This window comes from Nonomuraea sp. NPDC054003, from assembly GCF_055585125.1.
In genome coordinates this window covers 61485-82124 of record NZ_JBVJKR010000024.1, presented here as the reverse complement: position 1 = coordinate 82124, position 20640 = coordinate 61485, and the positions used below count along the sequence as shown (strand labels likewise).

Annotated in this window: 18 protein-coding genes; 5 read left to right on the top strand and 13 right to left on the bottom strand. The window is 68.9% G+C overall.

Annotation, left to right across the window (positions count from 1 at the left end; all coding sequences use genetic code 11):
• Window position 1 precedes the first annotated feature (1 nt).
• Window positions 2-718, bottom strand: coding sequence for a dethiobiotin synthase (gene bioD / locus ACZ6YG_RS41725; RefSeq protein ID WP_466020990.1), 717 nt, complete (start codon window positions 716-718; stop codon window positions 2-4).
• Window positions 719-742: 24 nt separating this feature from the next.
• Window positions 743-1462, bottom strand: a complete 720-nt coding sequence (locus ACZ6YG_RS41720; protein ID WP_148029342.1) for a GntR family transcriptional regulator — start codon at window positions 1460-1462, stop codon at window positions 743-745.
• A gap of 389 nt (window positions 1463-1851) precedes the next feature.
• On the opposite strand from ACZ6YG_RS41720, the gene ACZ6YG_RS41715 reads away from it, so the two are divergent.
• Window positions 1852-3336, top strand: a complete 1485-nt coding sequence (locus ACZ6YG_RS41715; protein ID WP_148029343.1) for a PAS domain-containing sensor histidine kinase — start codon at window positions 1852-1854, stop codon at window positions 3334-3336.
• Window positions 3337-3454: 118 nt separating this feature from the next.
• On the opposite strand, the gene ACZ6YG_RS41710 is transcribed toward ACZ6YG_RS41715, so the two are convergent.
• Both ACZ6YG_RS41710 and ACZ6YG_RS41705 read right to left on the bottom strand, forming a co-directional pair.
• On the bottom strand, window positions 3455-3709 hold the full coding sequence (locus tag ACZ6YG_RS41710; protein ID WP_148029344.1) for a WhiB family transcriptional regulator: 255 nt from the start codon (window positions 3707-3709) through the stop codon (window positions 3455-3457).
• A 276-nt stretch (window positions 3710-3985) separates the two neighbouring features.
• Window positions 3986-4951 carry a diacylglycerol/lipid kinase family protein gene (locus ACZ6YG_RS41705; RefSeq protein ID WP_148029345.1) on the bottom strand — a complete coding sequence of 322 codons (966 nt, stop codon included), beginning with the start codon at window positions 4949-4951 and terminating at the stop codon, window positions 3986-3988.
• 131 nt (window positions 4952-5082) lie between these two features.
• Here ACZ6YG_RS41705 and ACZ6YG_RS41700 point away from each other — a divergent pair, with 131 nt between their 5' ends.
• The gene (locus tag ACZ6YG_RS41700; protein ID WP_246640839.1) at window positions 5083-5442 is read left to right on the top strand and encodes a hypothetical protein; all 360 of its coding nucleotides are present in this window, start codon (window positions 5083-5085) and stop codon (window positions 5440-5442) included.
• Here the strand turns inward: ACZ6YG_RS41700 and ACZ6YG_RS41695 are convergent.
• The 3 genes from ACZ6YG_RS41695 to sodN form a co-directional block, all read right to left on the bottom strand.
• The gene (locus tag ACZ6YG_RS41695; protein WP_187280956.1) at window positions 5439-6218 is read right to left on the bottom strand and encodes an RNA polymerase sigma factor SigF; all 780 of its coding nucleotides are present in this window, start codon (window positions 6216-6218) and stop codon (window positions 5439-5441) included. The genes ACZ6YG_RS41700 and ACZ6YG_RS41695 overlap by 4 nt on opposite strands.
• Before the next feature lie 17 nt (window positions 6219-6235).
• Window positions 6236-6661, bottom strand: a complete 426-nt coding sequence (locus ACZ6YG_RS41690) for an ATP-binding protein (protein ID WP_148029347.1) — start codon at window positions 6659-6661, stop codon at window positions 6236-6238.
• 128 nt (window positions 6662-6789) lie between these two features.
• Entirely contained in the window at window positions 6790-7191 is a 402-nt protein-coding gene (sodN, locus tag ACZ6YG_RS41685; protein ID WP_148029348.1) for a superoxide dismutase, Ni, read from the bottom strand.
• Between the two features lie 90 nt (window positions 7192-7281).
• Here sodN and ACZ6YG_RS41680 point away from each other — a divergent pair, with 90 nt between their 5' ends.
• Window positions 7282-7578, top strand: a complete 297-nt coding sequence (locus ACZ6YG_RS41680; RefSeq protein WP_148029349.1) for a S24 family peptidase — start codon at window positions 7282-7284, stop codon at window positions 7576-7578.
• Here ACZ6YG_RS41680 and ACZ6YG_RS41675 read toward each other — a convergent pair.
• Genes ACZ6YG_RS41675 through ACZ6YG_RS41660 form a run of 4 tightly spaced genes read right to left on the bottom strand, consistent with a single transcriptional unit; the run spans window position 7548 to window position 10447 of the window.
• The gene (locus tag ACZ6YG_RS41675) at window positions 7548-7973 is read right to left on the bottom strand and encodes a CGNR zinc finger domain-containing protein (protein ID WP_148029350.1); all 426 of its coding nucleotides are present in this window, start codon (window positions 7971-7973) and stop codon (window positions 7548-7550) included. The two genes, ACZ6YG_RS41680 and ACZ6YG_RS41675, sit on opposite strands and share 31 nt — an antisense overlap.
• A gap of 54 nt (window positions 7974-8027) precedes the next feature.
• Entirely contained in the window at window positions 8028-8771 is a 744-nt protein-coding gene (locus ACZ6YG_RS41670; RefSeq protein ID WP_271276584.1) for an amino acid ABC transporter ATP-binding protein, read from the bottom strand.
• Window positions 8768-9595 (bottom strand): amino acid ABC transporter permease, encoded by an 828-nt coding sequence (locus ACZ6YG_RS41665; RefSeq protein ID WP_148029352.1) that lies wholly within the window; start codon window positions 9593-9595, stop codon window positions 8768-8770. The genes ACZ6YG_RS41670 and ACZ6YG_RS41665 overlap by 4 nt, the downstream gene beginning before the upstream one ends.
• A 3-nt stretch (window positions 9596-9598) precedes the next feature.
• Window positions 9599-10447, bottom strand: coding sequence for an ABC transporter substrate-binding protein (locus ACZ6YG_RS41660; RefSeq protein WP_466020989.1), 849 nt, complete (start codon window positions 10445-10447; stop codon window positions 9599-9601).
• Window positions 10448-10738: 291 nt separating this feature from the next.
• On the opposite strand from ACZ6YG_RS41660, the gene ACZ6YG_RS41655 reads away from it, so the two are divergent.
• Together ACZ6YG_RS41655 and ACZ6YG_RS41650 are read left to right on the top strand one after the other, a co-directional pair.
• Entirely contained in the window at window positions 10739-11911 is a 1173-nt protein-coding gene (locus tag ACZ6YG_RS41655; RefSeq protein WP_466020988.1) for an NAD(P)-dependent malic enzyme, read from the top strand.
• 133 nt (window positions 11912-12044) lie between these two features.
• A complete protein-coding gene (locus ACZ6YG_RS41650; RefSeq protein ID WP_466020987.1) occupies window positions 12045-13403 on the top strand; it encodes a hypothetical protein in 1359 nt (452 codons plus the stop codon).
• A gap of 361 nt (window positions 13404-13764) precedes the next feature.
• Here the strand turns inward: ACZ6YG_RS41650 and ACZ6YG_RS41645 are convergent, their stop codons facing one another.
• Window positions 13765-14070: a hypothetical protein gene (locus ACZ6YG_RS41645; protein WP_466020986.1), complete on the bottom strand. Its 306-nt coding sequence runs from the start codon at window positions 14068-14070 to the stop codon at window positions 13765-13767.
• A gap of 176 nt (window positions 14071-14246) precedes the next feature.
• Entirely contained in the window at window positions 14247-20480 is a 6234-nt protein-coding gene (locus ACZ6YG_RS41640) for a DNRLRE domain-containing protein (RefSeq protein ID WP_466020985.1), read from the bottom strand.
• Window positions 20481-20640: the final 160 nt, after the last annotated feature.

Here is a 20640-nt window from a genome sequence, read left to right as displayed (position 1 = left end):
CCTAGACGTGGTACGAGTCGCGGAACGCGGCGGGGTCGAAGGCGCCGCCCAGCGTCACGGCCAGCCCGCGCCGCGCCACCGCCGCGAAGGCGCCGGCGTCGAGCAGCCCGGCGCCCTCCGGCAGCGCGCCCGCCAGCGGCCGCGCCGCCAGCATCTCCAGGTCGGCCACGTTGCTCCGCTCGATCACGCCGGGCTCGGCGGGCCACCCGCCGATGACCACCCCGGCCAGGTCCAGCCCGCGGTGCGCGAGCGCCTCCAGGGTGAGCGCCGCGTGGTTGAGCGTGCCGCAGCCCGCCCCCGTCACGACCAGCACCTGCGCGCCCAGCAGCCTGGCCAGGTCGGCGATCGTCGCGCCGTCCTCGTCGAAGCGCACCAGCAGCCCGCCCGTGCCCTCCACGACCACCAGCCGGCTGCTCTCGGCCAGCTCCCTGATCCGCAGGGCGGCCTGCGCGAGCGACACCGGCGGCACCCCGGCCGCCCGCGCCGCCGCCGCCGGCGACAGCGGCTGCTCGAAACGGGCCAGCTCGAACGTGGTCGGCACCCCGGACAGCCTGATGACCTCGTCCAGGTCGCCGCGCTCGCCGGGCCGCACGCCGGTCTGCGCGGGCTTGACCACCGCCGCGCTCGCCCCGCGCGTGCGGGCCAGCGCCGCCAGGGCCGCGCACACCACCGTCTTGCCCACGCCCGAGCCGGTGCCGGTGACCACGATGACGCTCATCGGCCCAGCGTAGAGGGGCGCGACTCAGGGACGGCGCAGGCGGGTGACGAACTTGTAGCGGTCGCCGCGGTAGAGCGACTGCGCCCACTCCACCGGGTTGCCGTCGGCGTCGAAGGCGTGGCGGGTGAGCAGCAGCATGGGCAGGCCCACGTCCACGCCGAGCAGCTTGGCGTCGTACGGGGTGGCCAGCACGGTCTCGATGATCTCCTCGGCGTCGGTCAGCCGCACGGTGTAGGCGTTGTGCAGCGTCTCGTACAGCGAGGAGTGCACCTCCAGTTCGCGGCGCAGGCGCGGGAAGCGCCGCGCCGACAGGTGGGTGGTGTCGACCGAGACGGGCTCGCCGTTGGCCAGCCGCAGGCGGTGGATGCGCAGCACGCGGCCGCCCGGGTTGATCGCCAGCCGCCGCGCCAGCGGCTCGTCGGCGGTGATGTAGCCCATCTCCAGGATCTTCGTGTCGGGCTCCAGCCCCGCCGTGCGCAGGTCTCCGATGTACGAGGTGAGCTGCAGCACCTGGGCCACCTTGGGCTGCGCGACGAACGTGCCCTTGCCCTGGATGCGCAGCAGCCGTCCTTCGACGACCAGCTCGGTCAGCGCCTGCCTGACCGTGGTGCGGGAGGTCTCGAAGCGCACCGCGAGAGTCCGCTCGGGGGGCAGCGCGGTGCCCGGCTGGAGCGACTTCGTGAGCTCGAGCAGGCTCCGCTTCACGTCGTAGTACTTCGGTACGCGAGGGCCTTCGTCTGTCACGCTCTCACCTTCACTTCTGCCACGGCGGTGAGGGCGTGTCGGATCACCGCTAGATCATCGGAACCCAGATCTGCCCTCACGGTCAACCGCGCGCGAGGGCAGCGCGCCGGTGCCCCGGCTCTCTGCTCCGCGCAGACCCGCTCACCTGCCCTGCCGCGCGCCCGTACGGGCAGCTCAGGCTGATGGTGAAGGATATCCACAGCCGTGGGCGGCGTGGCAACCGAGGATCGCGTCCTTCCTGTTCGCGCAGGTACGCAGTCGTACGGGAGACGTGCCTTTCGTCTCCTGCCCCCGCCGGTGATGTGATGGTTATCACTGGCCGTCCTCTGAGCGCGTACGGCCAGGGCGCCGGTTTGGATGTTCGGCGGGAAACCACGCATGATGCAGTCGTGCCGACTCTCAGCGACCTCGTCGTCCGCCACACCGCGCTCGACGGGGCGGACCTCGACTGGCTGCACTCGCTGGTCTCCGACTGGCAGCTGCTGGCGGACCTGTCGTTCGCCGACCTCATCCTGTGGGCGCCGCTGCTGGGGGAGGACGGCTGGATCGCGATCGCCCAGATGCGGCCCACCACCGGCCCCACCGTCTACCACGACGACGTCGTCGGCAGCGTCGTGGCCAGGGGCGAGCGCCCGCTGATCGACACCGCCTGGAGCGAGCGGCGCATCTGCCGCGAGGGCGACCCCGACTGGTCGACGGGCGTCCCGGTGCGGGAGGAGACCATCCCGGTGCGACGGGCCGTCCCCGGCGGCGACGCCCGGTTCCTGGCCGTCATCCAGCGCTCCACCAACCTGTCGTCCGCCCGCACCCCGTCGCGGCTGGAGCTGACCTACCTGCAGAGCGCCTCCGACCTGGCGCAGATGGTGGCGGAGGGCCGCTTCCCGTTCTCCGGCGAGGAGCCCATCCTGGTGCGCTCGCCGCGCGTCGGCGACGGCCTGCTGCGGCTCGACCGGGCCGGCCGGGTCACGTACGCGTCCCCGAACGCGCTGTCGGCCTACCGGCGGCTCGGCCTGCACGCCGACCTGGTGGGCGTCGAGCTGGGCCGGGTCACCGCCACCTTGTGCTACTCCGATGAGCCGATCAACGAAGACCTGATGATCGTGGCCAGCGGGCGGGCCGCCAAGGAGACCGAGGTCGAGTCCGGCGGCACGATCGTGCAGCTGCGCGCGATCCCGCTGATCGTCGGCGGCGGCCGCATCGGCGCGCTGGTGCTCATCCGCGACGTCACCGAGCTGCGGCGGCGCGAGCGCGAGCTGATGACCAAGGACGCCACCATCCGCGAGATCCACCACCGGGTCAAGAACAACCTGCAGACCGTCGCCGCCCTGCTCAGGCTGCAGGCCAGGCGGCTGCAGGTGCCGGAGGGCCGGGAGGCGCTGGAGGAGGCGGTGCGGCGGGTCGGCTCGATCGCGATCGTGCACGAGACCCTCTCGCACGCGCCGGAGGAGTTCGTCGACTTCGACGAGATCGCCGACCGTGTGATCGCGATGGCGGGGGAGGTGTCGGCGCCGGAGGCCGGGGTCACGCCGCGCCGGCTGGGGGCGTTCGGCGTGCTGCCCTCGCTCATCGCCACGCCGCTGGCCATGGCCCTGACCGAGCTGATGCAGAACGCGCTCCAGCACGGCCGGCCCGAGCGGCTGCAGGTGGTGGTGGAGTCGGGCCCCGAGCGGCTGCGTGTCGTCGTCTGGGACGACGGCAGGGGCCTGCCCGAGGGGTTCGACCTCGACAGCTCGACCAGCCTCGGGCTGCAGATCGTCCGCACGCTCGTCGAGGGGGAGCTGTCGGGCAAGCTCTCGGTGAGACCGCGCGAAGGCGGCGGCACGGAAGCGACGCTCTCCATCCCGCTGCCCGCGGGAGACCGTCAGAAAGCCTGAACGCCGCGTCCCCTGGCTATCGGGGACGCGGCGCGGTCCTGGCGGACACGGTATCGTGCCAGGCTGGTCGGCTCGTCGCGGTTTTCAGGCGGGTTCCTGCCTTCTGCGTCGATGTCGGTCAGGCGGTTGCACGGGCGCGGGCCCGAGCGGTGCGTCGCTTGAGCGCGCGACGCTCGTCCTCACTGAGGCCGCCCCACACACCGGCGTCCTGACCGGACTCCAGCGCCCACTTGAGGCAGGCTTCCACGGCCGAACAGGAACGGCAGACCTCTTTGGCTTCCTCGATCTGCATGAGTGCCGGTCCGGTGTTCCCGATCGGGAAGAACAGCTCGGGGTCCACGTCACGGCAGGCGGCTCGGTGTCGCCAGTCCATGCGTCCACTCCTTAGTAGATGGAGCCTGCGGTCGGCTCCGGTGCGGCTACTACTTTGTGAAGAGTTTCACTAAGGCGTGCGAACAATTCCCCGGCACCTTGTGGTGGAGCCGGGGCTGCCCGCATACGCCGGAGGACCAGGGGTTTTGGCTAAAGGTCCTACGTTCCGACGTCACTATGAGCTTTTCAGCCACGGAGAGTGCACGCAAGAGGGCAACACCCAAGTTTTCCCCGTAATGGCTGTCGTATGCGTCACACCATGACCGAATGTAACCAGCTAGACCAGAACTTGTAACGCGTTCGGTGTAGCACGGAAGGTCACGGCCTCACGTTCCCCCAAATAGTCTCCGTCCAGTTGAAAGGCCACGGGACGGTCAGCGGTGAGCGTGAACTCGGCCTCGTCGTGCAGCTGCACGAGGTGCTTGCCCGACGGAAGGCTGTCACGTTGCGTGAGGATGTGGCGGATCACCGGCAGCAGGGCCATGACGCCCATCCGGCGCAGCCCGAGCAGGTCGAGCCCGGTCTCGAAGCCCGCCCACGGAGTGGGCTGGACGGGCCTGCTGCCGAGGTACGTCCACGGTGAGGTGTTGGAGACGATCGCCATGAACACGCCCCTGGCCCTGGGGATGCCGGGGCCGGTCAGCGTCATCGCCGGACGCCGCTTGTCGGTGGCGAGGTAGTGGCGCAGCGCGGTGTTCACGTAGCGGGCGGGCGTGGCCTTGCGGCCGGTGCCGCGCAGGCCCTCCACGGCCCTGATGACCTCGGCGTCGTAGCCCAGGCCCGAGCAGAAGGTGAAATAGCGGCTCTCGCCCTCCCACAGCGCCTGCCCCAGCCCCACGGTGCGCCGGCGGCCCTCGCGCAGCGCCTCCAGCACCGCGCCGGTGGCCTCCACCGGGTTGTTGGGCAGCCCGAGTGCGCGGGCGAACACGTTGGCGCTGCCGCCGGGGATGACGGCGAGCGCGGGGCGGCTCATGCTCGGGTCGTCGCCGAGCGGCTCGGGGGCGCCGTTGACCGGGTTGAGCAGACCGTTCACGGTCTCGTTGATGGTGCCGTCGCCGCCCAGCACGACCACCATGTCGTAGCCCTTGGCGCGGGCGGTGGCGGCCAGCGTGGCCGCGTGGCCGCGGTAGGCCGTCTCCTCGACGGCCAGCTCGACGGCCGCGCCGAGCGCGCGGAGCAGCACGTTGCGCGTGCGGGCGTTGGTGGTGGTGGCCTTGGGGTTGACCAGGAGCATCGCGCGCATGAGGCCAGGGTAGCCGCTGATGGATGTCCGGCTTGTCGTGAACATCCTTTTTTAAGGTGGTCGCGCAGGGAAAGTAAGGCGGCCGGGGCGGATAGGGTTCGGGTGTGGGGAAGCGTCCGTGGAGTTTGGTGATGGCAGCCGTGATCGTCGCCCTTGAGGGGCTGGTCGCGCTGGGCCTGGGAGTTTACGCCGCGGTCGGGACCGTGCTCGGCGGGGCGTCCGACCTGACGGCCGCGCTGGCCGAGGCCGCGTTCGGGGTGCTGATCGGCGCCGGGCTGCTCTGGGTGGCATGGGGCGGGCTGCTGGCCGGCCAGCGCTGGGGGAGGGCCCCCGGCGTGGTGGCCCAGATCTTCCTGTTGCCGGTCGCCGTGACGCTCATCCAGTCAGACCAGCCCGCGCTCGGGATCCCGCTGATCGCGGTCGCCCTCGCCGGGCTGGGCATGTTGCTGGCGCCTCCCACCACTCACGCGTTCTTCGGCGACGACGCCTAGTCGTCGGCCGTCAGGCCCTCGCGGAGCTGGGCGAGGGTGCGGGCGAGCAGCCGCGACACGTGCATCTGCGAGATGCCGAGCTCGGTGGCGATCTGCGACTGGGTCATGTTGCCGAAGAACCGCAGCAGCAGGATGCGCTTCTCGCGCGGCGGCAGCCGTTCGAGCAGCGGTTTGAGCGACTCGCGGTATTCGACGCCTTCGAGCGACTCGTCCACGATGCCGAGCGAGTCGGACACCGCGGGGGCGTCGTCGTCGCCGGAGTCGGGCGCGTCGAGGGAGACCGTCGAGTAGGCGTTGGCCGACTCAAGACCCTCCAGCACCTCCTCCTCGGTCATCTTCAGGAAGGCGGCCAGCTCCGCGACGGTGGGGGCGCGCCCCTCGCGCTGCGACAGCTCGCTGATGGCCTTCGTGAGCGAGAGCTTCAGCTCCTGCAGGCGGCGCGGCACCCGGACCGCCCAGCCCTTGTCGCGGAAGTGACGCTTGATCTCGCCGACGATGGTGGGCGTCGCGTACGTGGAGAACTCGACGCCGCGGTTGAGGTCGAAGCGGTCGATGGACTTGATCAGCCCGATGGTGGCGACCTGGGTGAGGTCGTCGAGCCACTCACCTCGGTTGCGGAAGCGGCGGGCCAGGTATTCGACCAGGGGAAGGTGGAGCTCGACCAACTCGTCCCTGATGCGTTGCCGGCGCGGCTCGTCGGGGCCCAGCTCGGACAGCTCGGCGAACAGCATGCGAGCACGGACCCGGTCGGGCACGGCGTGGTCGCTGGCGGCCATGGCTCCAGTCCTTTCCGTCACGCCGGCCTCGCCGCGCCTCGGCGCTTACGCAGGATGATCGCCATGCGATCGGCCGCGTCGGTCACCGCGTCGACGTCGTCGGCGAGGGCCGTCAGCACCATCCAGGCGAAGTCATCGCGTTTCGGTGCGGAGCTCCCGACGGTCGCCACCTCGACGCGGACCTGCATCTCCTGCCCGGTGAGCTCGAACTCGGCGGTCAGGTCGGTGCCCGGCACCGCCTCGTTGAGCAGCATGGCGCACGCCTCGTCGACCGCGATCCGCAGATCCTCGATCTCGTCCAGCGTGAAATCCAGCCGGGCGGCCAGGCCGGCTGTGGCCGTACGCAACACAGACAGGTAGGCGCTGTCGGCGGGGAGCCTGATGCTCACCACGTCGCGGATGGCGGCCTCACCTGTCGCGCGCGTCTCGGTGTCCTCGGTCACGTTCCTCCTCGCGTATACGACGCTGACTGCAACTTACCGCCAGAAGGAGCTGCTTGGCGGATTCAGACTCGCCCTCAACGGAAAAGGCTCTGTGCGGCCTGAAGGCCGCACAGAGCCTTTAGGCCGGTTTAGGCGGCCTTGGTCTCCCAGAAGATCTTGGAGATCTCGTCGATCTTGCCGAGGAGCTCCTCGCCCTTGGCGACGTCGACGGTGCCCTTGGCCCCGGCGGCGCCGGCCAGCTTGGTGGCGTCCCAGAAGAGCTGGTGGAGCTGGGGGTACTGCTCCAGGTGCGGCGGCTTGAAGTAGTCGGTCCAGAGCACCCAGAGGTGGTGCTTGACCAGCTCCGCGCGCTCCTCCTTGATGGTGATGGCACGGGCGCGGAAGACCGGGTCCTCGTTCGCCGCGTACTTTTCCATGATCGCCTTCACTGACTCCGCCTCGATCCGGGCCTGTGCCGGGTCATAGACGCCGCAGGGCAGGTCGCAGTGCGCGGAAGCGACATGCTTGGGTCGTAGCAGTCGTGCGAGCATCAGAAAGTCCTTCCTAGATGCCGAATGAGCTTGGTCCTCGTACCGACCTTACTCGTCTCCGAACCCCCGGGGAGAAAGGGGTGGCGGCCCATGAGAGTGCGTGTCGAGGGCGACTCGATGCGGCCCGCGCTGCTGCCGGGAGACTGGCTGCTGGTGTGCCGCCGGGTGCCGCCCCGGCCGGGCGACATCGTGGTGGCCCGGCTGCCCGGCGAGCCGGAGCGGCTGATCGTCAAGCGGGCCGCCTGGCACGGCGCCGACGGCTGGTGGCTGGAGAGCGACAACCAGCGCGCGAGCGGCCGCCGCGACAGCTGGGACTTCGGCGCGGTCCCCGAGCTCGTGGGCCGCGTCGTGCTGCGCTACTGGCCGCCGCGGCGGCGCGCCCGGTAGGCCGCGACGTTGGCCCTGCTGGCGCAGCGGGGCGAGCAGTAGCGGCGCGACCGGTTGGACGAGGTGTCGAGGAAGGCGCGGTCGCAGCGCGTCTCCAGGCAGCGGCCGAGCCGGTCGGCGCCCAGCTCCGCCACCACCGAGGCGAGCCCCATCACGGCGGCGGCGCCGGTGTGGCCGGCCAGGTGCAGGTGCCAGCCCCGGCCGTCGTGGTCGGTGAGCTGAGGCCGTACGGGGTAGCGCACGAGCAGGTCGTTGAGCAGGGCCACCAGTCGCTCCTCCGCGCCCGCGGCGTCGAACACGGCGGCCAGCTCGGCCCGCAGCTCCCGCAGGCCGGGCGGCGGTTCCGGGTCGTTGACGAGACGGACCGCCCACTCGGCGTAAGAGGTCAAGTCCATGCGGGAGTATTACACGAAAAGTGCTGGACGCCCGGTCGCGCGGGCGTCCAGCGGTCACTCCTCGGGGTGCAGCACGCGTTCCAGGAAGGTGCGGGTCCGCTCGTGCTGCGGATCGCCGATCACCTGGGCGGGCGGGCCGTCCTCGACGATGACGCCGCCGTCCATGAACACCACCCGGTCGGCCACCTGGCGGGCGAATCCCATCTCATGGGTGACCACGAGCATGGTCATGCCCTCCTCGGCCAGCTTGCGCATGACCGCGAGCACGTCGCCGACCAGCTCGGGGTCGAGCGCGGAGGTGGGCTCGTCGAACAGCATGAGGCCGGGGTCCATGGCCAGCGCCCTGGCGATGGCCACCCGCTGCTGCTGCCCGCCGGAGAGCTGGATGGGGAAGGAGTCGCACTTCTCGCCGACGCCGACCTTCTCCAGGTTCTCCCTGGCGATCTTCTCGGCGTCCCGCTTGCCGCGCTTCAGCACCCGCTGCTGGGCGATCATCACGTTCTGCAGCGCCGTCATGTGCGGGAACAGGTTGAACTGCTGGAACACCATGCCGATGCGGCGTCGTACCGCGTCGATGTCGGCGTCGGGGTCGTTCACCTCGACGCCGTCGACGAAGACCTTGCCCCGGGTGGGCTCCTCCAGCAGGTTGACGCAGCGCAGCAGCGTCGACTTGCCGGAGCCCGACGGCCCGATGACGCAGACGACCTGGCCGGGCTCGACGGTCATGTCGATGCCGCGCAGCACCTGGTTCTGGCCGAAGTGCTTGTGCAGGTCCCTGATCTCGATCGCGTGCGTCATCGGCTCGTCCCCTTGCGCTTCTCCAGACGTCCCGCCAGGTAGCCCAGCGGCACCGTGACGATCAGGTACGTCAGACCGGCGACCAGGATGGGCGTGGCGTTGGCGTGGGTGGACGCCATGTCGTTGCCGAACTTGGTCAGATCGACGTACTGGCCCGAAACGCCCAGGAAGAGCACCAGCGAGGAGTCCTTGAGCAGGGCCACGAACTGGTTGGTGGTCGGCGGGATGACGATCCGGATGGCCTGCGGGACCACCACGGTGAACTGGGCCCTGGTCGCCGACATGCCCAGCGACCTGGCGGCCTCCGTCTGCCCCCGGGGCACCGCCTGCAGGCCCGCCCGGAAGATCTCCGCCTGGTAGGCGGTGCCGACCAGGCCGAGGCCGAGAATGGCCTGGCCGTAGGTGCCGAAGGGCACCGCGAAACCTGGCAGCGCCAGCGGCAGGAAGACGATCATCAGGAAGACCAGCAGGGCGGGCACGCCCCGGAAGATCTCGATGTAGAGCGTCGCCAGCCACCGGTACGGGCCCACCGTGGACAGCCGCATCAGCGCCACGATCAGGCCGAACACGAAGGAGAACAGAAACCCGCCGACCGCGTACACCATCGTGTTGAGCAGCGCGACCGTGAACAGGTCGGGCAGCATCAGCTCGGCGATGTCCAGCCGCGCGAAGTTCTGGGCCAGGCTGGCCCAGTCGGCGTAAAGGGCGAGGGCGACCAAGGCGGCGACCAGGATGGCGTACTGGACGCCGCGGAAGATGCGCTGCCTCTTGCGAGGGCTGAGCCGGCGCCGGGCCGGCTCAGCCGCCTTCGGCTGGTCCGCCATGGATCAGCCCAGCTCGCCGGGCTTCTTGTCGAACCACTTCACGAAGATCTCTTCGTACCTGCCGTCCGACTTCGCCGCCGCGAGCTCCTCGTTGACGGTCTTGACCAGCACCGGGTCGGCGTCCTTCTTCATGCCGAGCCCGTACTGCTCGCCGGTGTCGAGGCTGGCGATCAGCTCGAACTTCTCCGCGATCTCCGGCTTCTTCAGCCAGGTGAGCACCACGGGCAGGTCCTGGACGATCACGTCGGCCTGGCCGGCCTGCAGAGCGAGGAGCTCCTTGGGGGAGTCGGCGTACTCGGTCGGGTCGAACCCGTTCTTCTTGACGTAGTCGAGGCCGGTCGTGCTGGCCTGGGCGCCCAGCTTGAGACCCTTGGCCTTGACGTCCTCCAGGGACGTGGCGCCGGTGCCCTTCTTGGCCAGGAGGGCCTGGGTGGCGTCGAAGTACGGGTCGGAGAACGTGATGTTCGCCTTGCGCTCCTCGGTGATGGTCATGCCGGCGGCGGCCAGGTCGCACTTGTTGGTGGCCATGGCGGCGCCGCTCTTGATCACCGCGAAGTCGATGTCGACGATCTCCTGCTCGACGCCGAGCTTCTTGGCGACGAGGTCCACGATGTCGACGTCGAAGCCGACGATCTTGTCGCCTTCCTTGAACTGGAACGGCTCGTAGGGGACGTTGGTGCAGACCGTCAGCTTGCCGGGCTGCACCAGCTTGGCGCCGCCCGCCGCGTCACCGGCGTCCGCGGAGGCGCTGGCGGAGGTCGTACCGGAACTTCCCGAGTCGCTGCCGCACGCGGACAGGGTCAGGGTGGCGGTCAACGCAAGGGCGCCGGCGGCCATGCCTCGGCGCTTCATGGACCAGAGGGCCACGGGGAGGCCTCCTCGAAGTGGTATGCGGAGAAAGGTTGAGCTTTGTGCAGTTTAGAGCGGGTTTAGCTGCAGTCAGTCATCGGGCTTTTAACGATGCGTCAACGAAGCGGCGTCAGGGGGGCTACCTGATCCCGTCTCAGCATGTGTCACTATGGAGCGACGGGTGACCCCCGTACCCCTCCGAGGCATCGACGAGGGGATCCTGGCGAACCGAGGCCAGGCATCTCCGCCCGTCTGCCCAAGGTCTCTTCCGTCACAACCACTACTGGGGTCGCTGTGTCCATCACATCCGCTCACGAATCCGATCCGGCCTTCGCCCTGCACCGCGGGGGGAAGCTTGAGGTCCGCTCGACCGTTCCGGTGCGCAACGCCGACGATCTGGCGCTCGCCTACACGCCCGGCGTTGCACGCGTCTGCAGCGCCATCGCCGAGACGCCCGCGCTGGCCGACACCTATACCTGGATCTCCAACGTGGTCGCCGTCGTCAGCGACGGCACCGCCGTGCTCGGCCTGGGCGACATCGGACCCGTGGCCGCCATGCCGGTCATGGAGGGCAAGGCGCTGCTGTTCAAGGAGTTCGGCGGCGTCGACGCGGTGCCCATCTGCCTCGCCTGCACCGACGTCGACGAGCTGGTGGAGACCGTGGTGCGGCTGGCGCCCTCGTTCGGGGGCATCAACCTCGAGGACATCAGCGCGCCGCGCTGCTTCGAGGTCGAGAAGCAACTCCGCGAGCGGCTCGACATCCCCGTCTTCCACGACGACCAGCACGGCACGGCGATCGTGGTGCTGGCCGCGCTGCGCAACGCCGCCCGCCTGACCGGCCGCTCGCTGGGCGACCTGCGGGCCGTGGTGGCCGGGGCCGGGGCGTCCGGCGTCGCGGTCAGCCGCATCCTGCTGGAGGCCGGCATCGGCGACATCGCCGTCGCCGACTCCAAGGGCATGATCTACTCCGGCCGCGAAGGGCTCAACCCGGTCAAGGAGGCCCTGGCCCGCGAGACCAACCGCGCCAAGCACACCGGGTCCACCGAGGACGCGCTGGCAGGGGCGGACGTGTTCGTCGGCCTGTCCGGCTCGACCGTCGCCGAGCGGGCGGTCGCCGCCATGGCCGACGGCGCCATCGTGTTCGCGCTGTCCAACCCGACGCCCGAGGTCGAGCCCGCCGTCGCCGCCCGCCACGCGGCGGTCGTGGCCACCGGCCGCTCCGACTTCCCCAACCAGATCAACAACGTGCTGGCCTTCCCCGGCGTCTTCCGCGGCGCCCTCGACGTGCGGGCCACCACGATCACCGAGAACATGAAGGTGGCCGCCGCCGACGCGCTCGCGGGCGTGGTGGGCGACGACCTCAGCGCCGACTACGTCATCCCGAGCCCGTTCGACGAGCGGGTCGCCCCCGCGGTCACGGCCGCCGTCGCCGCGCAGGCCAGGGCCGACGGAGTCGCCCGCGCCTGATCGTTTTCTCTCCAGGCAGGAGCCCGCCGGGTCGGCAGCGAGTGAAGGATTCCTCAAACATCCTTTACCCAGCGTGCTATAACAAGAGCCCTCTGTAAGGATGCGGGCGCCGGCTCCTGCCTGGAGGAGAGCGATGAAACGCGAGCCCAATCGACTGCTGCGGCAGCTCATCGTGGAGGCGGGCTTTTCCCACAAGGGTCTGGCCAGGCGCCTCAACGATCTGGGAGCCACGCGTGGCACCCCCGGCCTCAAGTACGACCACAGCTCCGTCCTCCGATGGATCGGTGGCCAGCGGCCGCGGGACCCGGTGCCCGGGCTCCTGACCGAGATCTTCGCACAGCGGCTGGGCAGGCCCGTCACGGCTGATGACCTGGGCATGCCCGCCGCCGCTACGCCCCTCGATCTCGGGCAGGAGTTCACGCACACGTGGCAGGAGGGGGTCGCGACCGTGACGGCGCTGTGGCGGGCCGATGTGGAGAGACGGAGGTTCCTGCTCGATTCGACGTTCGCGATCGGGGCGGGCTCCGTAGGGGCGGTGCGGTGGCTCACCTCCCCGCCGGAAGGGCGGCCCAGCGCGGCGGGCGCCCGCAGGGTGGGCAGTGCGGACATCGCCGCCATCCACGAGGTCACCCGTTCGTTCGGGGAGCTCGACAACCGGTTCGGCAGCGGGCGCGTGCGCTCGTCTGTCGTGAGATATCTGGACACCGCGGTGACGCCGCTCCTCAAGGACGGCTCGTACGGCGACAAGACCGGCCGCGAGCTGGCCGCGGCCGCCGCCGAGCTCACCAGGCTGGCCGGCTGGATGGCCTACGACCTGGAGCAGCACGGCCTCGCCCAGCGCTACCTCATCCAGGCGCTGCGCCTGGCCAGGGGCTCCGACGACCACGCCCTGGGCGGCGAGATCCTGGCGGGCATGGCGCACCAGGCGGTCTACATGGGCCAGCACGCGCACGCGCTCGACCTGGCGCGGGCCGCGCAGCTCTCGGCCCGCCGCGCCGGGGTGGCCACCCTGCTGGCCTCCAGCCACGTGCTGGAGGCGCACGCGCACGCCGGGCTGGGCGACGCCCGCGCCTGCGGCGGCGCGCTGCACGAGGCCGAGCGTGCGTTCGACGTCCGCAAGCCGGCCGGGGAGCCGCCCTGGCTGGGCTACTTCGACGAGGCCTACCTGTCGGCCAAGATCGCTCACTGCTTCCGCGACCTGGGGGAGGGCGAGCGCACCGTACGACAGGCGCGGCGCTCGCTCGACATGGACGGCCGCTTCGTGCGCGGCCGCATGTTCAACCTGTCGCTGCTGGCCGCCGGGCTGCTGCAGTGCGGCGAGCTGGAGGAAGCCTGCTCGGTGGCTCTCGGCGCCATGACGCTGGGGAGCGAGCTGCAGTCGGCCCGCTCCCGCACCTACATGGCCGACCTGCGCAGGCGGCTGGAGCCGTACAAGAACGAGGCCCCGGTCCGGGCGCTGAGGGAGCGGACGCGGGAGCCGGCGGTCGTTTGAGGGAAACAATCCGCGAGTTGATGTTCCCCTCTCATATGGAGTGGGTGAGGCGACTTGGCTCCGTGCCGGTCCTACAGGCACCATGCCGGCAAGGAAGTGACCGAGATGCCCGGAGACCGGCGCCAACGACTCGGGTCCTGGACTGGTCGGCATCGCCGTCAAGGTCGGGGCGTCAGGGTGGTTCGGCTGGGGTCGCCCTGCCTAGGCAGGTTCCAGGAGAAACGGCTCAACCGAGCAAACCGCCCGAGGCACTCGAGCGGACCATCGACAGTCAATGGTCCGCTCGTTGTGCCTCTCACATGGTCACCCGGCCTGGCGACACCCTTTCTTGAACTTCAGATCGCTGACCTCCTCGACGCCCTCATCTGGCACCGCTGAACCATGCAGCGGAGGAAGAGCTCAGCAGAAGCGTGGTGACCGCCACGGCCAGCGCGAGTCCGGCGAACGATCCGACGTTCAGGCCACCGAACAGCCCCACGATCGCGTTGGCACCCACCGCGAGCTGAACTGCTCCACTGGCCCATCGCACCCACCGCCCTCGAGTCCTCATCATAATGATCAGCAAGCCGATGAGCGCGGCCCCGCCGATCCCGTAGAAGAAGTTGGGAAGCAGGATGCCGTTGAGCGCGAGCGGCAGGAACAGGACGACAGTCAACAGGATCAGCATGAGAAGCTGAACGCACATGATCGCGCGAGCTGCCCGTACCGATCCTGGCATAGGGGGGTTCTGCGTGGACTGCACGTGTCCTCCGTGGGTGCGAGGGTGAATCTTGCCGAGCCCCCTCCGACACCGCACTGCCCGCACCGGAGGTGCGGCATCGGAGGGGTGAGGATGCGGAATGGTCAGGGGAAGCTTGCCTTGTACGGGCCTGCCGAGCTCACCCACGCAGTGTAGGTAAAGGTCACTTTACGACCGGTCACTCGCCAGCCCGTGTCGATCACTCGCCGCATGAGTACGACACTGCCCGACCTCCATGTGTGGACGCTCACCTTCTTGTGGTAGCTGGTGACTGTGGTTTCTGTCCGCTTTCTGGTCTGGGGTATCTTCACGGTGGTATGGCCTATGCATGCGCCCTTTATGGACCTACTGCAAGTGATCCTAGTTATCGTCCTGCGTTCCAGGAAATGTTTGACCTGGGTGTGCGTGCGGTAATAGTCACGCACTTCGAGAGTGAACGAGATCCAGTCTCCGCAGATGACTTTCAGCGCGTGGCAGGTGGCCGCGAAGGCGGTCCCGATGACCTGTTCCTCGAAGGTGGCGCGCTCGCTCTTGATGTCGGACCACTCGCCGCGACCGCCGAGGTAGTCGTCCTCGCCTGCGAGGTCGGTCTTGTTGATCGGGTCTCCGCTGCAGTACTCGTAGGCGTTCGCGCTGCCGCCCTCCACCGGGTCGAGCTGCAGGAAGCGTCCAGTGACGGGGTTGTACACACGGCGCCCCATGAGAACGAGTCCGCCGATGGCGTCGCCGTCCCGCTGGTAGCTGCCCAGCCAGCCGTAGCGGCGCGAGTCCGCGGCCGAAGGCCGCGGCGCCCCGTACTCCGTGTACTCGGTGTAGCTGCTGATCCCGGTCCCCGCAGAGGTGGTGGTCGCCGAGATGTCACCGTTCAGGTTGGCCAGTTGCAGGATGACACTGCCATCGCTGCGCTGAACCGCGGCCAGGCCGGAAAGACCGAGCAGGTTCCGGGTCCAGGAGCCGTCGGTCTCGCTGATCCAGGCAGGGCTGTCCTCCGCTCCGCTGTAGTGGTTGACGGTGGTGCCGGGCTTGGGGCCGCCGGTCGTGACGGTCTTGGTGACCCGCCCCATCGGGTCTCGGCTGAAGGCCTTGCTCTGTCCGGCTTGGGTGATCGTGGCGACCCGGTCGTCGGAGTAGTAGCCGAGGGTCACGTCGGAGCCGCCGGACGCATGCTCGGCCGGCAACGTGGTGGTCCGGCCGAGGTTGTCGTACACATAACCGCCAGTGACGATGCGGTCGGCCGCGTCGTAGTCGAAGTTCTGGACAACAGGGGTTCCCGTGGTGCTGCATCCTCCGGTCGAGGGATATTCGCTCTGCGAGGCCCGGTTCGTCCTGGGGGTGAAGGAGTACAGGCGGGTGGTGCAGGTCCCGTCGTACGTGTCCTCGACCTCGACCAACCGGCTGGCACCGTCGTATCGGTATTTCTGGGTGCTGCCGCCCGGTCCCTGCCGTTGGGCCACCCGTCCCTGGATGTCGGGGACGGCCGTGTAGGAGAGCCAGGTGGTGTCGTTCTTGGCGTATTGCAGGCCGATCTGGACGCCGGCCGAGTCATAGCGGCTGGTGGCGGTCAGGCCGCCGGGGTAGACCTGTGTCCTCAGCCCGCCGCTTTCGTCGTAACTGCCGGTGAACACCCCCGCTCCCGTGTCGATGCGAGTGACCAGCCCGCGGTGCTCCTTCCGGCCGGAGGCGTCCACGCCGTCGTAGGAGAAGGTGATCTGGCCCTTGCCGTCGTGGGTTGTGGCGATCTGACCGTCAATGTTGTAGGTGACAGTGCCGGTGTTGCCGGTGGCGTCGGTGCTGGAGATCAGCCGTCCGAAGGCATCGTGCTCCTGCGTGATGGTCTGGTCGCCGGAGGTCGTCTGGCTGGGCAGGCCGGTCGTCGGGCTGTAGGTGTAGGTGAATTCCGGAACGACCGCACCGCCCGCGCCCTCCGGGGTGACCTGCGTCTCGGTGGCCGTAACCCGCCCTGCGGCGTCATGGGTGATCGTGACTGTACGCGTGACGTTGCCGGAGGTGTCGGTGCGTACGGCGTTGTCACCGTAGTAGGCGTAGGTGGTGGAGCGTGACGGTATCGGGGAGCCTGTCGGCTGAGAGGCCGGCCCGGTCCGGCAGATCCAGCCCGCCCACTGCGGTTTGTTGCCGCACTCGGCCGCCTCGGGCTGAGCGCCGGCCGTGTAGTAGCGGGTGACCGTCGTGCCGGCGTCGGCACCTGCGGAGGCCGGCATTCTGCGTTCGAACTCGCGCCCGGCCGCGTCGTACCGCATGCGCTGCACGACGTCGGTCCCACCCGGCACCACGGTTGTGACTGAGGTGGCCTTGCGCAGGTTCCACCCTGAGGCGTCGCCCGAGCCGATCGGGTCATACCCGGTCTCGACCACTTGGCTGTCCGCGGTCGTCGGGGTGGCCGTCCCGTCCAGGATGACTGGCTTGGAGGTACTGGTGGTGACCAGCCGATAGGTGACCGCCTGGGACGGTTTGCCTTCGTCGTAGACGTTGGTCGTGCTCGCTCGCGCTGACACCAGACGTCCGTCAGCCAGAGTTATCAGTCGAGCAGGCCCCAACTCCGTGCTGAGGTCGCCGTCGCTCGTGTAGGTCGACACGCTGGCGAGCAGGTCGGCGCGGGCGGCCGAATCGGACCTTCCACTCACGTACGGGTCGGTGTCCTCGGTCGGCGCCAGGGCCTGTGCCCGGTTGCCCGCCTCCAGGTCCCACACGGTGCGCCCCTTGTCGTCGTACCGGGTCGCGCCGATTTGCCAGGTTCCGGCACCATACTGGACGGTGTTGACCGACCGGCCATCCACGTCGGTGTAGACAAGCGAGGCGTATTCCCAGTCAGAGGCGCCGGGACGATACGTCTCACCCTGGCGCGGCGGCACATGCGACGCGGGGAAGATAGCGGTTCCCGTCACGGGCAGGTCGGTGGCCTGCCCCCACCTGCTGGTCTGGGCAGCAGTCAGATCCACCGGCGCATCTGTACCGCCGGTGGGCACGTCGTAGACGATCGCCATGGTCGGGTCGGTGTCTCCACCTTCCCGCTGCACGTCGATCAGCCGGCCGCGACCGTCGTAACCGAAGCGCCAGGGCGCGAGCCCCGGCGGTGTGAACTGGCTGACCCGGCCCTCCGCGTTGTAGTAGTAGGTGGCCGCCAGACCTGTGCGCGGGTCGGTCACCTGGCGCAGGTGCCCTGTTGAGTCGTACGTGTACGCGGCCATCACGGTCGTCTTTATCGCGCCTGTGGCGGGGTCGAACGCCGTGTAGGTCACGCTCTTGGCTTGGCCGGTGTAGTCTCCCCAGCCCGAGGCAACGCCGGTGGCCGTTGTGCTGGTCGCGTACGACAGATCGATGGCACGGCAACCGGCCGCCAGGACGTCGCCGCAGGCCACGTTCGCGGCGACCGGTGTAAGGACACGGGTGATGCGCCCCTGGCCGTCCCGGTAGTAGGTGGTGGCCGACTCGGTAGCGGGTGTCTCCGTGCGCGCGACCACCCATCTCCCGTTCACCTTGACGTAGGTCGTCTTGTTGCCGAGCGCATCTGTGAAGACCATCTGCCCGGAGTCGAAGGTGATGAGGGATCCGTCGGCCGCGTCGCCAACGCCGACGAAGTTCTCTCCGCGCCTGACGTACGTCCAGGTCGAGCCGTCGGGCCCAATCAGTTGCAGCGCGCCTGACTCGCCATCACCCGAGGGGGCCAAGTTGGGCACGCTGGTGGGCGGCGCGGGGAACTCGGCCCGCCATCCCGGTCCGAACACCTTGTTCTCGACGAGCTGCTCGTCCGGGCGGTCGGCCTCCGGCCGCAGGGTGGTGTGCGTTCGCTTGATGGAAGTGTCGAAGAGGCTGGTGTCAGTGGCCTCCAGGGCGAAGTCGCCGCTCTGCGTCGCCAACTTGCCGGGGCCGATGTCGGCCGTGGCGTAAGAGCCGCCAAAGGCGCTCTGGTCGAGCAGCACAGTGATCGGGTCCGAGCACTCCTCCTCATCGGCGGCGCCCAAGAGGCAGGCACGAACCTGGACCTTGCCTCCTTCGTCCGCCTTGCCCTGGAGCGTCTTCGCGAGATCCCAGATCAGGGGTGAGAAGTTCTGCGAGGTGTCCGTGCGGACCTGGGGCCACGACACCAGTGGCTGTCCCGAACCGGGCACCGTGACGTCCTGGGGAGGGACAGGTAGCCACATGGCCCAGGGGCTGTCCTCGGAGTCACCGATCTGGTACTCGTAGCTGACTTTGGTCTTGGCGGGTGCGGCGGCGGTCTCCAAGGTCACCGCCCTCGACGTACGGGAGGCGTGCTGTACGAGCCCGCCAACCCCGATCCCGAAGCTCGTCTTATAGACCGGAGAGGTGTTGTGCGCCTTGTCGCGGGCTTTCATGTAAATGGTGTGCCAACCGGTGGAAAGCGATGAGATGGAGAACTCTCCGCTGTACTTGTCCAGCGTCTTCGGCATCGTGGGGTCGTCGATCCCGTATTGGTAGCCGTCGAGATCGTCTGCGTAGGAGTTCATGAAGCATTGAGAGTCACCGTTCCAGTCCAACGGCTTCCACGAACCCTCGGGATGGGAGCAGCCCGTGCTGCCTGACACCAGCGTGGGAGGAGTGGTGTCTACGGTGATCTTCTGCCAGGGCGACCACTCGGAGGTCTCGATGCCGTCGGAGGCGCGGGCCCGCCAACGGATCTGCCAAGCGTCCGAAATCTTGCCTTCAGGTATTTTGATCTTAGCGTTCAGGCCGGCCTGAACGCCGTCGACAGAGCCGCTCCAGATGGCGCCCGTACCGTGCGCGGTGTCAGCCGGATCGTGCTCGACCTCGAAGTCGACCTTCAGGAGCCCGCCGTCGCCGTCCCTGGCTCCCGCCCACAGGTTTGGTGTGAGGGTGTTCGTGTAGAAGGTTCCGTCGTTCCCCGTGATCGGCGCGGCCCGCAAGTTCTCCGTCCACGGGGTGCTGCCGAAGGTCAGGGAGAGCGTCACGGGATTGAATTCCCAGTAGAAGTTGCCGCTGTCCGTTGCCTCGTCGTCGAGCTTGAGCTGCAGCCCGTTGCCTGCCGCGCCGTCGGCCCACGCCTGGGCGATCGACGTGATCGGGATGCTCCACATGACGTCCTCGACCAGGCTGGCGCCGAGGCAAGCGGAGGGCGGAGCCGTGGTTACGGAGCCGTCGTTCGTCGTCGCGGGCTGATTCCTCCACCGGACGGTGCTGGGTGACCACGTTCCGGTCAGACGGCGGACCGTGAGCTTCCGGCCGACCGGACAGGCCGGCTGTTCCTCGTAGCCCACCATGGTCGTGTTGAGGTCGAGGCGCGCGTTGACCACGTGCTTGCCGACGAGGCTGGAGGTGTTGAACTTCACCAGCGCCCGGGCGGGGACGTCCTGTTCCTCCTCGCTGTGGGCGCCGCAGCCTTCCCAGTCCCAGTAGCCGTCGATGATGCCGGTCACCATCTCGGCTGAGGTGAGCTGGGTGCCGTCGTCGCACGGCGCGTACAGGGTCCGGTAGGACTGCACGTTCAGCGTCAGCGTGGGATCGACGACCACGGGCCAGCGGGTGCGTGGGTCGGAAAGGAACTCAGGATCGGGTTTGAGCACCAGGAACTGCTGATCGCCTTCGGCGGAGAGTTCCGTCTCCAGTTTCCCCTTACGGGAGCTGTCGGTCTTGATGGCCTGACCGGGCGAGTCGTACATCACAGGTGCGGGCGCCGAAGCGACGGTCTTGCCCTTGCCGTCGGTGAGCTTCAGCTGGCCCTGCTTGGTCTCGGTGAGCTTCAGTCCGCCGGTCTTGACAGGGATCTTGTACTCGACAGGGCCACTGGGACGTTGGCGCAGCACGATGTCATGGCGGAAGCCAGTGGGAAGCGCAGTCAGGACAAGGTCCGCACCGGGGCCCGCGGCGTTGGCATAGGTGGCCTTATTGCTTTCGACCTTGGGCGTTGGTAGGGGAGTGGGCCACGTGAGGGCGTAGAACTCCTTGTCGGAACGTGTCAGCTGCGCGAAGGTCCGCTCCGCGCCGCCCGTCGAGAAGGAGACGTCCGCCAGAGCCGCCTTGGGCTTGAGGAACCCGCCGGACACCGCGAGTGTGGTGTCCACAGGCGTCCATTTGCCGTCCTTCTTGACGCGTACGGGATCGGAGGAGGTCTCCAGGGTGATGGTGCCGTCCGGGTTGACGTAGGTGAGGCTGATCTCCGTGGTCTCGTCAGTGACCAGGACCCGGCTGCCCTGCAGACGCGCACTCAGGGCAGCGGAGACGCGGTCGGCGCGCTCGGTGACCTGAGGAGCCTTCTCGGCCCCAGGGGCAGGGGTGGGCGTAGTGATGGATGACGAGCCGGCGGCCTGCGCCACATAGCCGGGGGATAAGAGAAGCGAGGTCACCAACCCGGCTGTGAGGGTTGCTCGTCGCCAGGTCCGCCTGTTGCCGGGCACGGCTAAACAGGCCTTTCGGCGGATGTGCATCCAACCTCCAAGGTATTGATCGGTAGGCGATCGGAGGAGATAAGACCGACATAAAGCAGCATGGAGGGTGGTGCTGTGG

What these genes read in the sequence shown, in the direction of transcription:
- bioD (WP_466020990.1), bottom strand. Translation starts at nt 718, where the DNA reads ATGAGCGTCATCGTGGTCACCGGCACCGGCTCGGGCGTGGGCAAGACG.
- ACZ6YG_RS41710 (WP_148029344.1), bottom strand. Translation starts at nt 3,709, where the DNA reads ATGGACTGGCGACACCGAGCCGCCTGCCGTGACGTGGACCCCGAGCTG.
- ACZ6YG_RS41705 (WP_148029345.1), bottom strand. Translation starts at nt 4,951, where the DNA reads ATGCGCGCGATGCTCCTGGTCAACCCCAAGGCCACCACCACCAACGCC.
- ACZ6YG_RS41700 (WP_246640839.1), top strand. Translation starts at nt 5,083, where the DNA reads ATGGCAGCCGTGATCGTCGCCCTTGAGGGGCTGGTCGCGCTGGGCCTG.
- ACZ6YG_RS41695 (WP_187280956.1), bottom strand. Translation starts at nt 6,218, where the DNA reads ATGGCCGCCAGCGACCACGCCGTGCCCGACCGGGTCCGTGCTCGCATG.
- sodN (WP_148029348.1), bottom strand. Translation starts at nt 7,191, where the DNA reads ATGCTCGCACGACTGCTACGACCCAAGCATGTCGCTTCCGCGCACTGC.
- ACZ6YG_RS41680 (WP_148029349.1), top strand. Translation starts at nt 7,282, where the DNA reads ATGAGAGTGCGTGTCGAGGGCGACTCGATGCGGCCCGCGCTGCTGCCG.
- ACZ6YG_RS41675 (WP_148029350.1), bottom strand. Translation starts at nt 7,973, where the DNA reads ATGGACTTGACCTCTTACGCCGAGTGGGCGGTCCGTCTCGTCAACGAC.
- ACZ6YG_RS41670 (WP_271276584.1), bottom strand. Translation starts at nt 8,771, where the DNA reads ATGACGCACGCGATCGAGATCAGGGACCTGCACAAGCACTTCGGCCAG.
- ACZ6YG_RS41665 (WP_148029352.1), bottom strand. Translation starts at nt 9,595, where the DNA reads ATGGCGGACCAGCCGAAGGCGGCTGAGCCGGCCCGGCGCCGGCTCAGC.
- ACZ6YG_RS41660 (WP_466020989.1), bottom strand. Translation starts at nt 10,447, where the DNA reads ATGAAGCGCCGAGGCATGGCCGCCGGCGCCCTTGCGTTGACCGCCACC.
- ACZ6YG_RS41650 (WP_466020987.1), top strand. Translation starts at nt 12,045, where the DNA reads ATGAAACGCGAGCCCAATCGACTGCTGCGGCAGCTCATCGTGGAGGCG.
- ACZ6YG_RS41645 (WP_466020986.1), bottom strand. Translation starts at nt 14,070, where the DNA reads ATGCTGATCCTGTTGACTGTCGTCCTGTTCCTGCCGCTCGCGCTCAAC.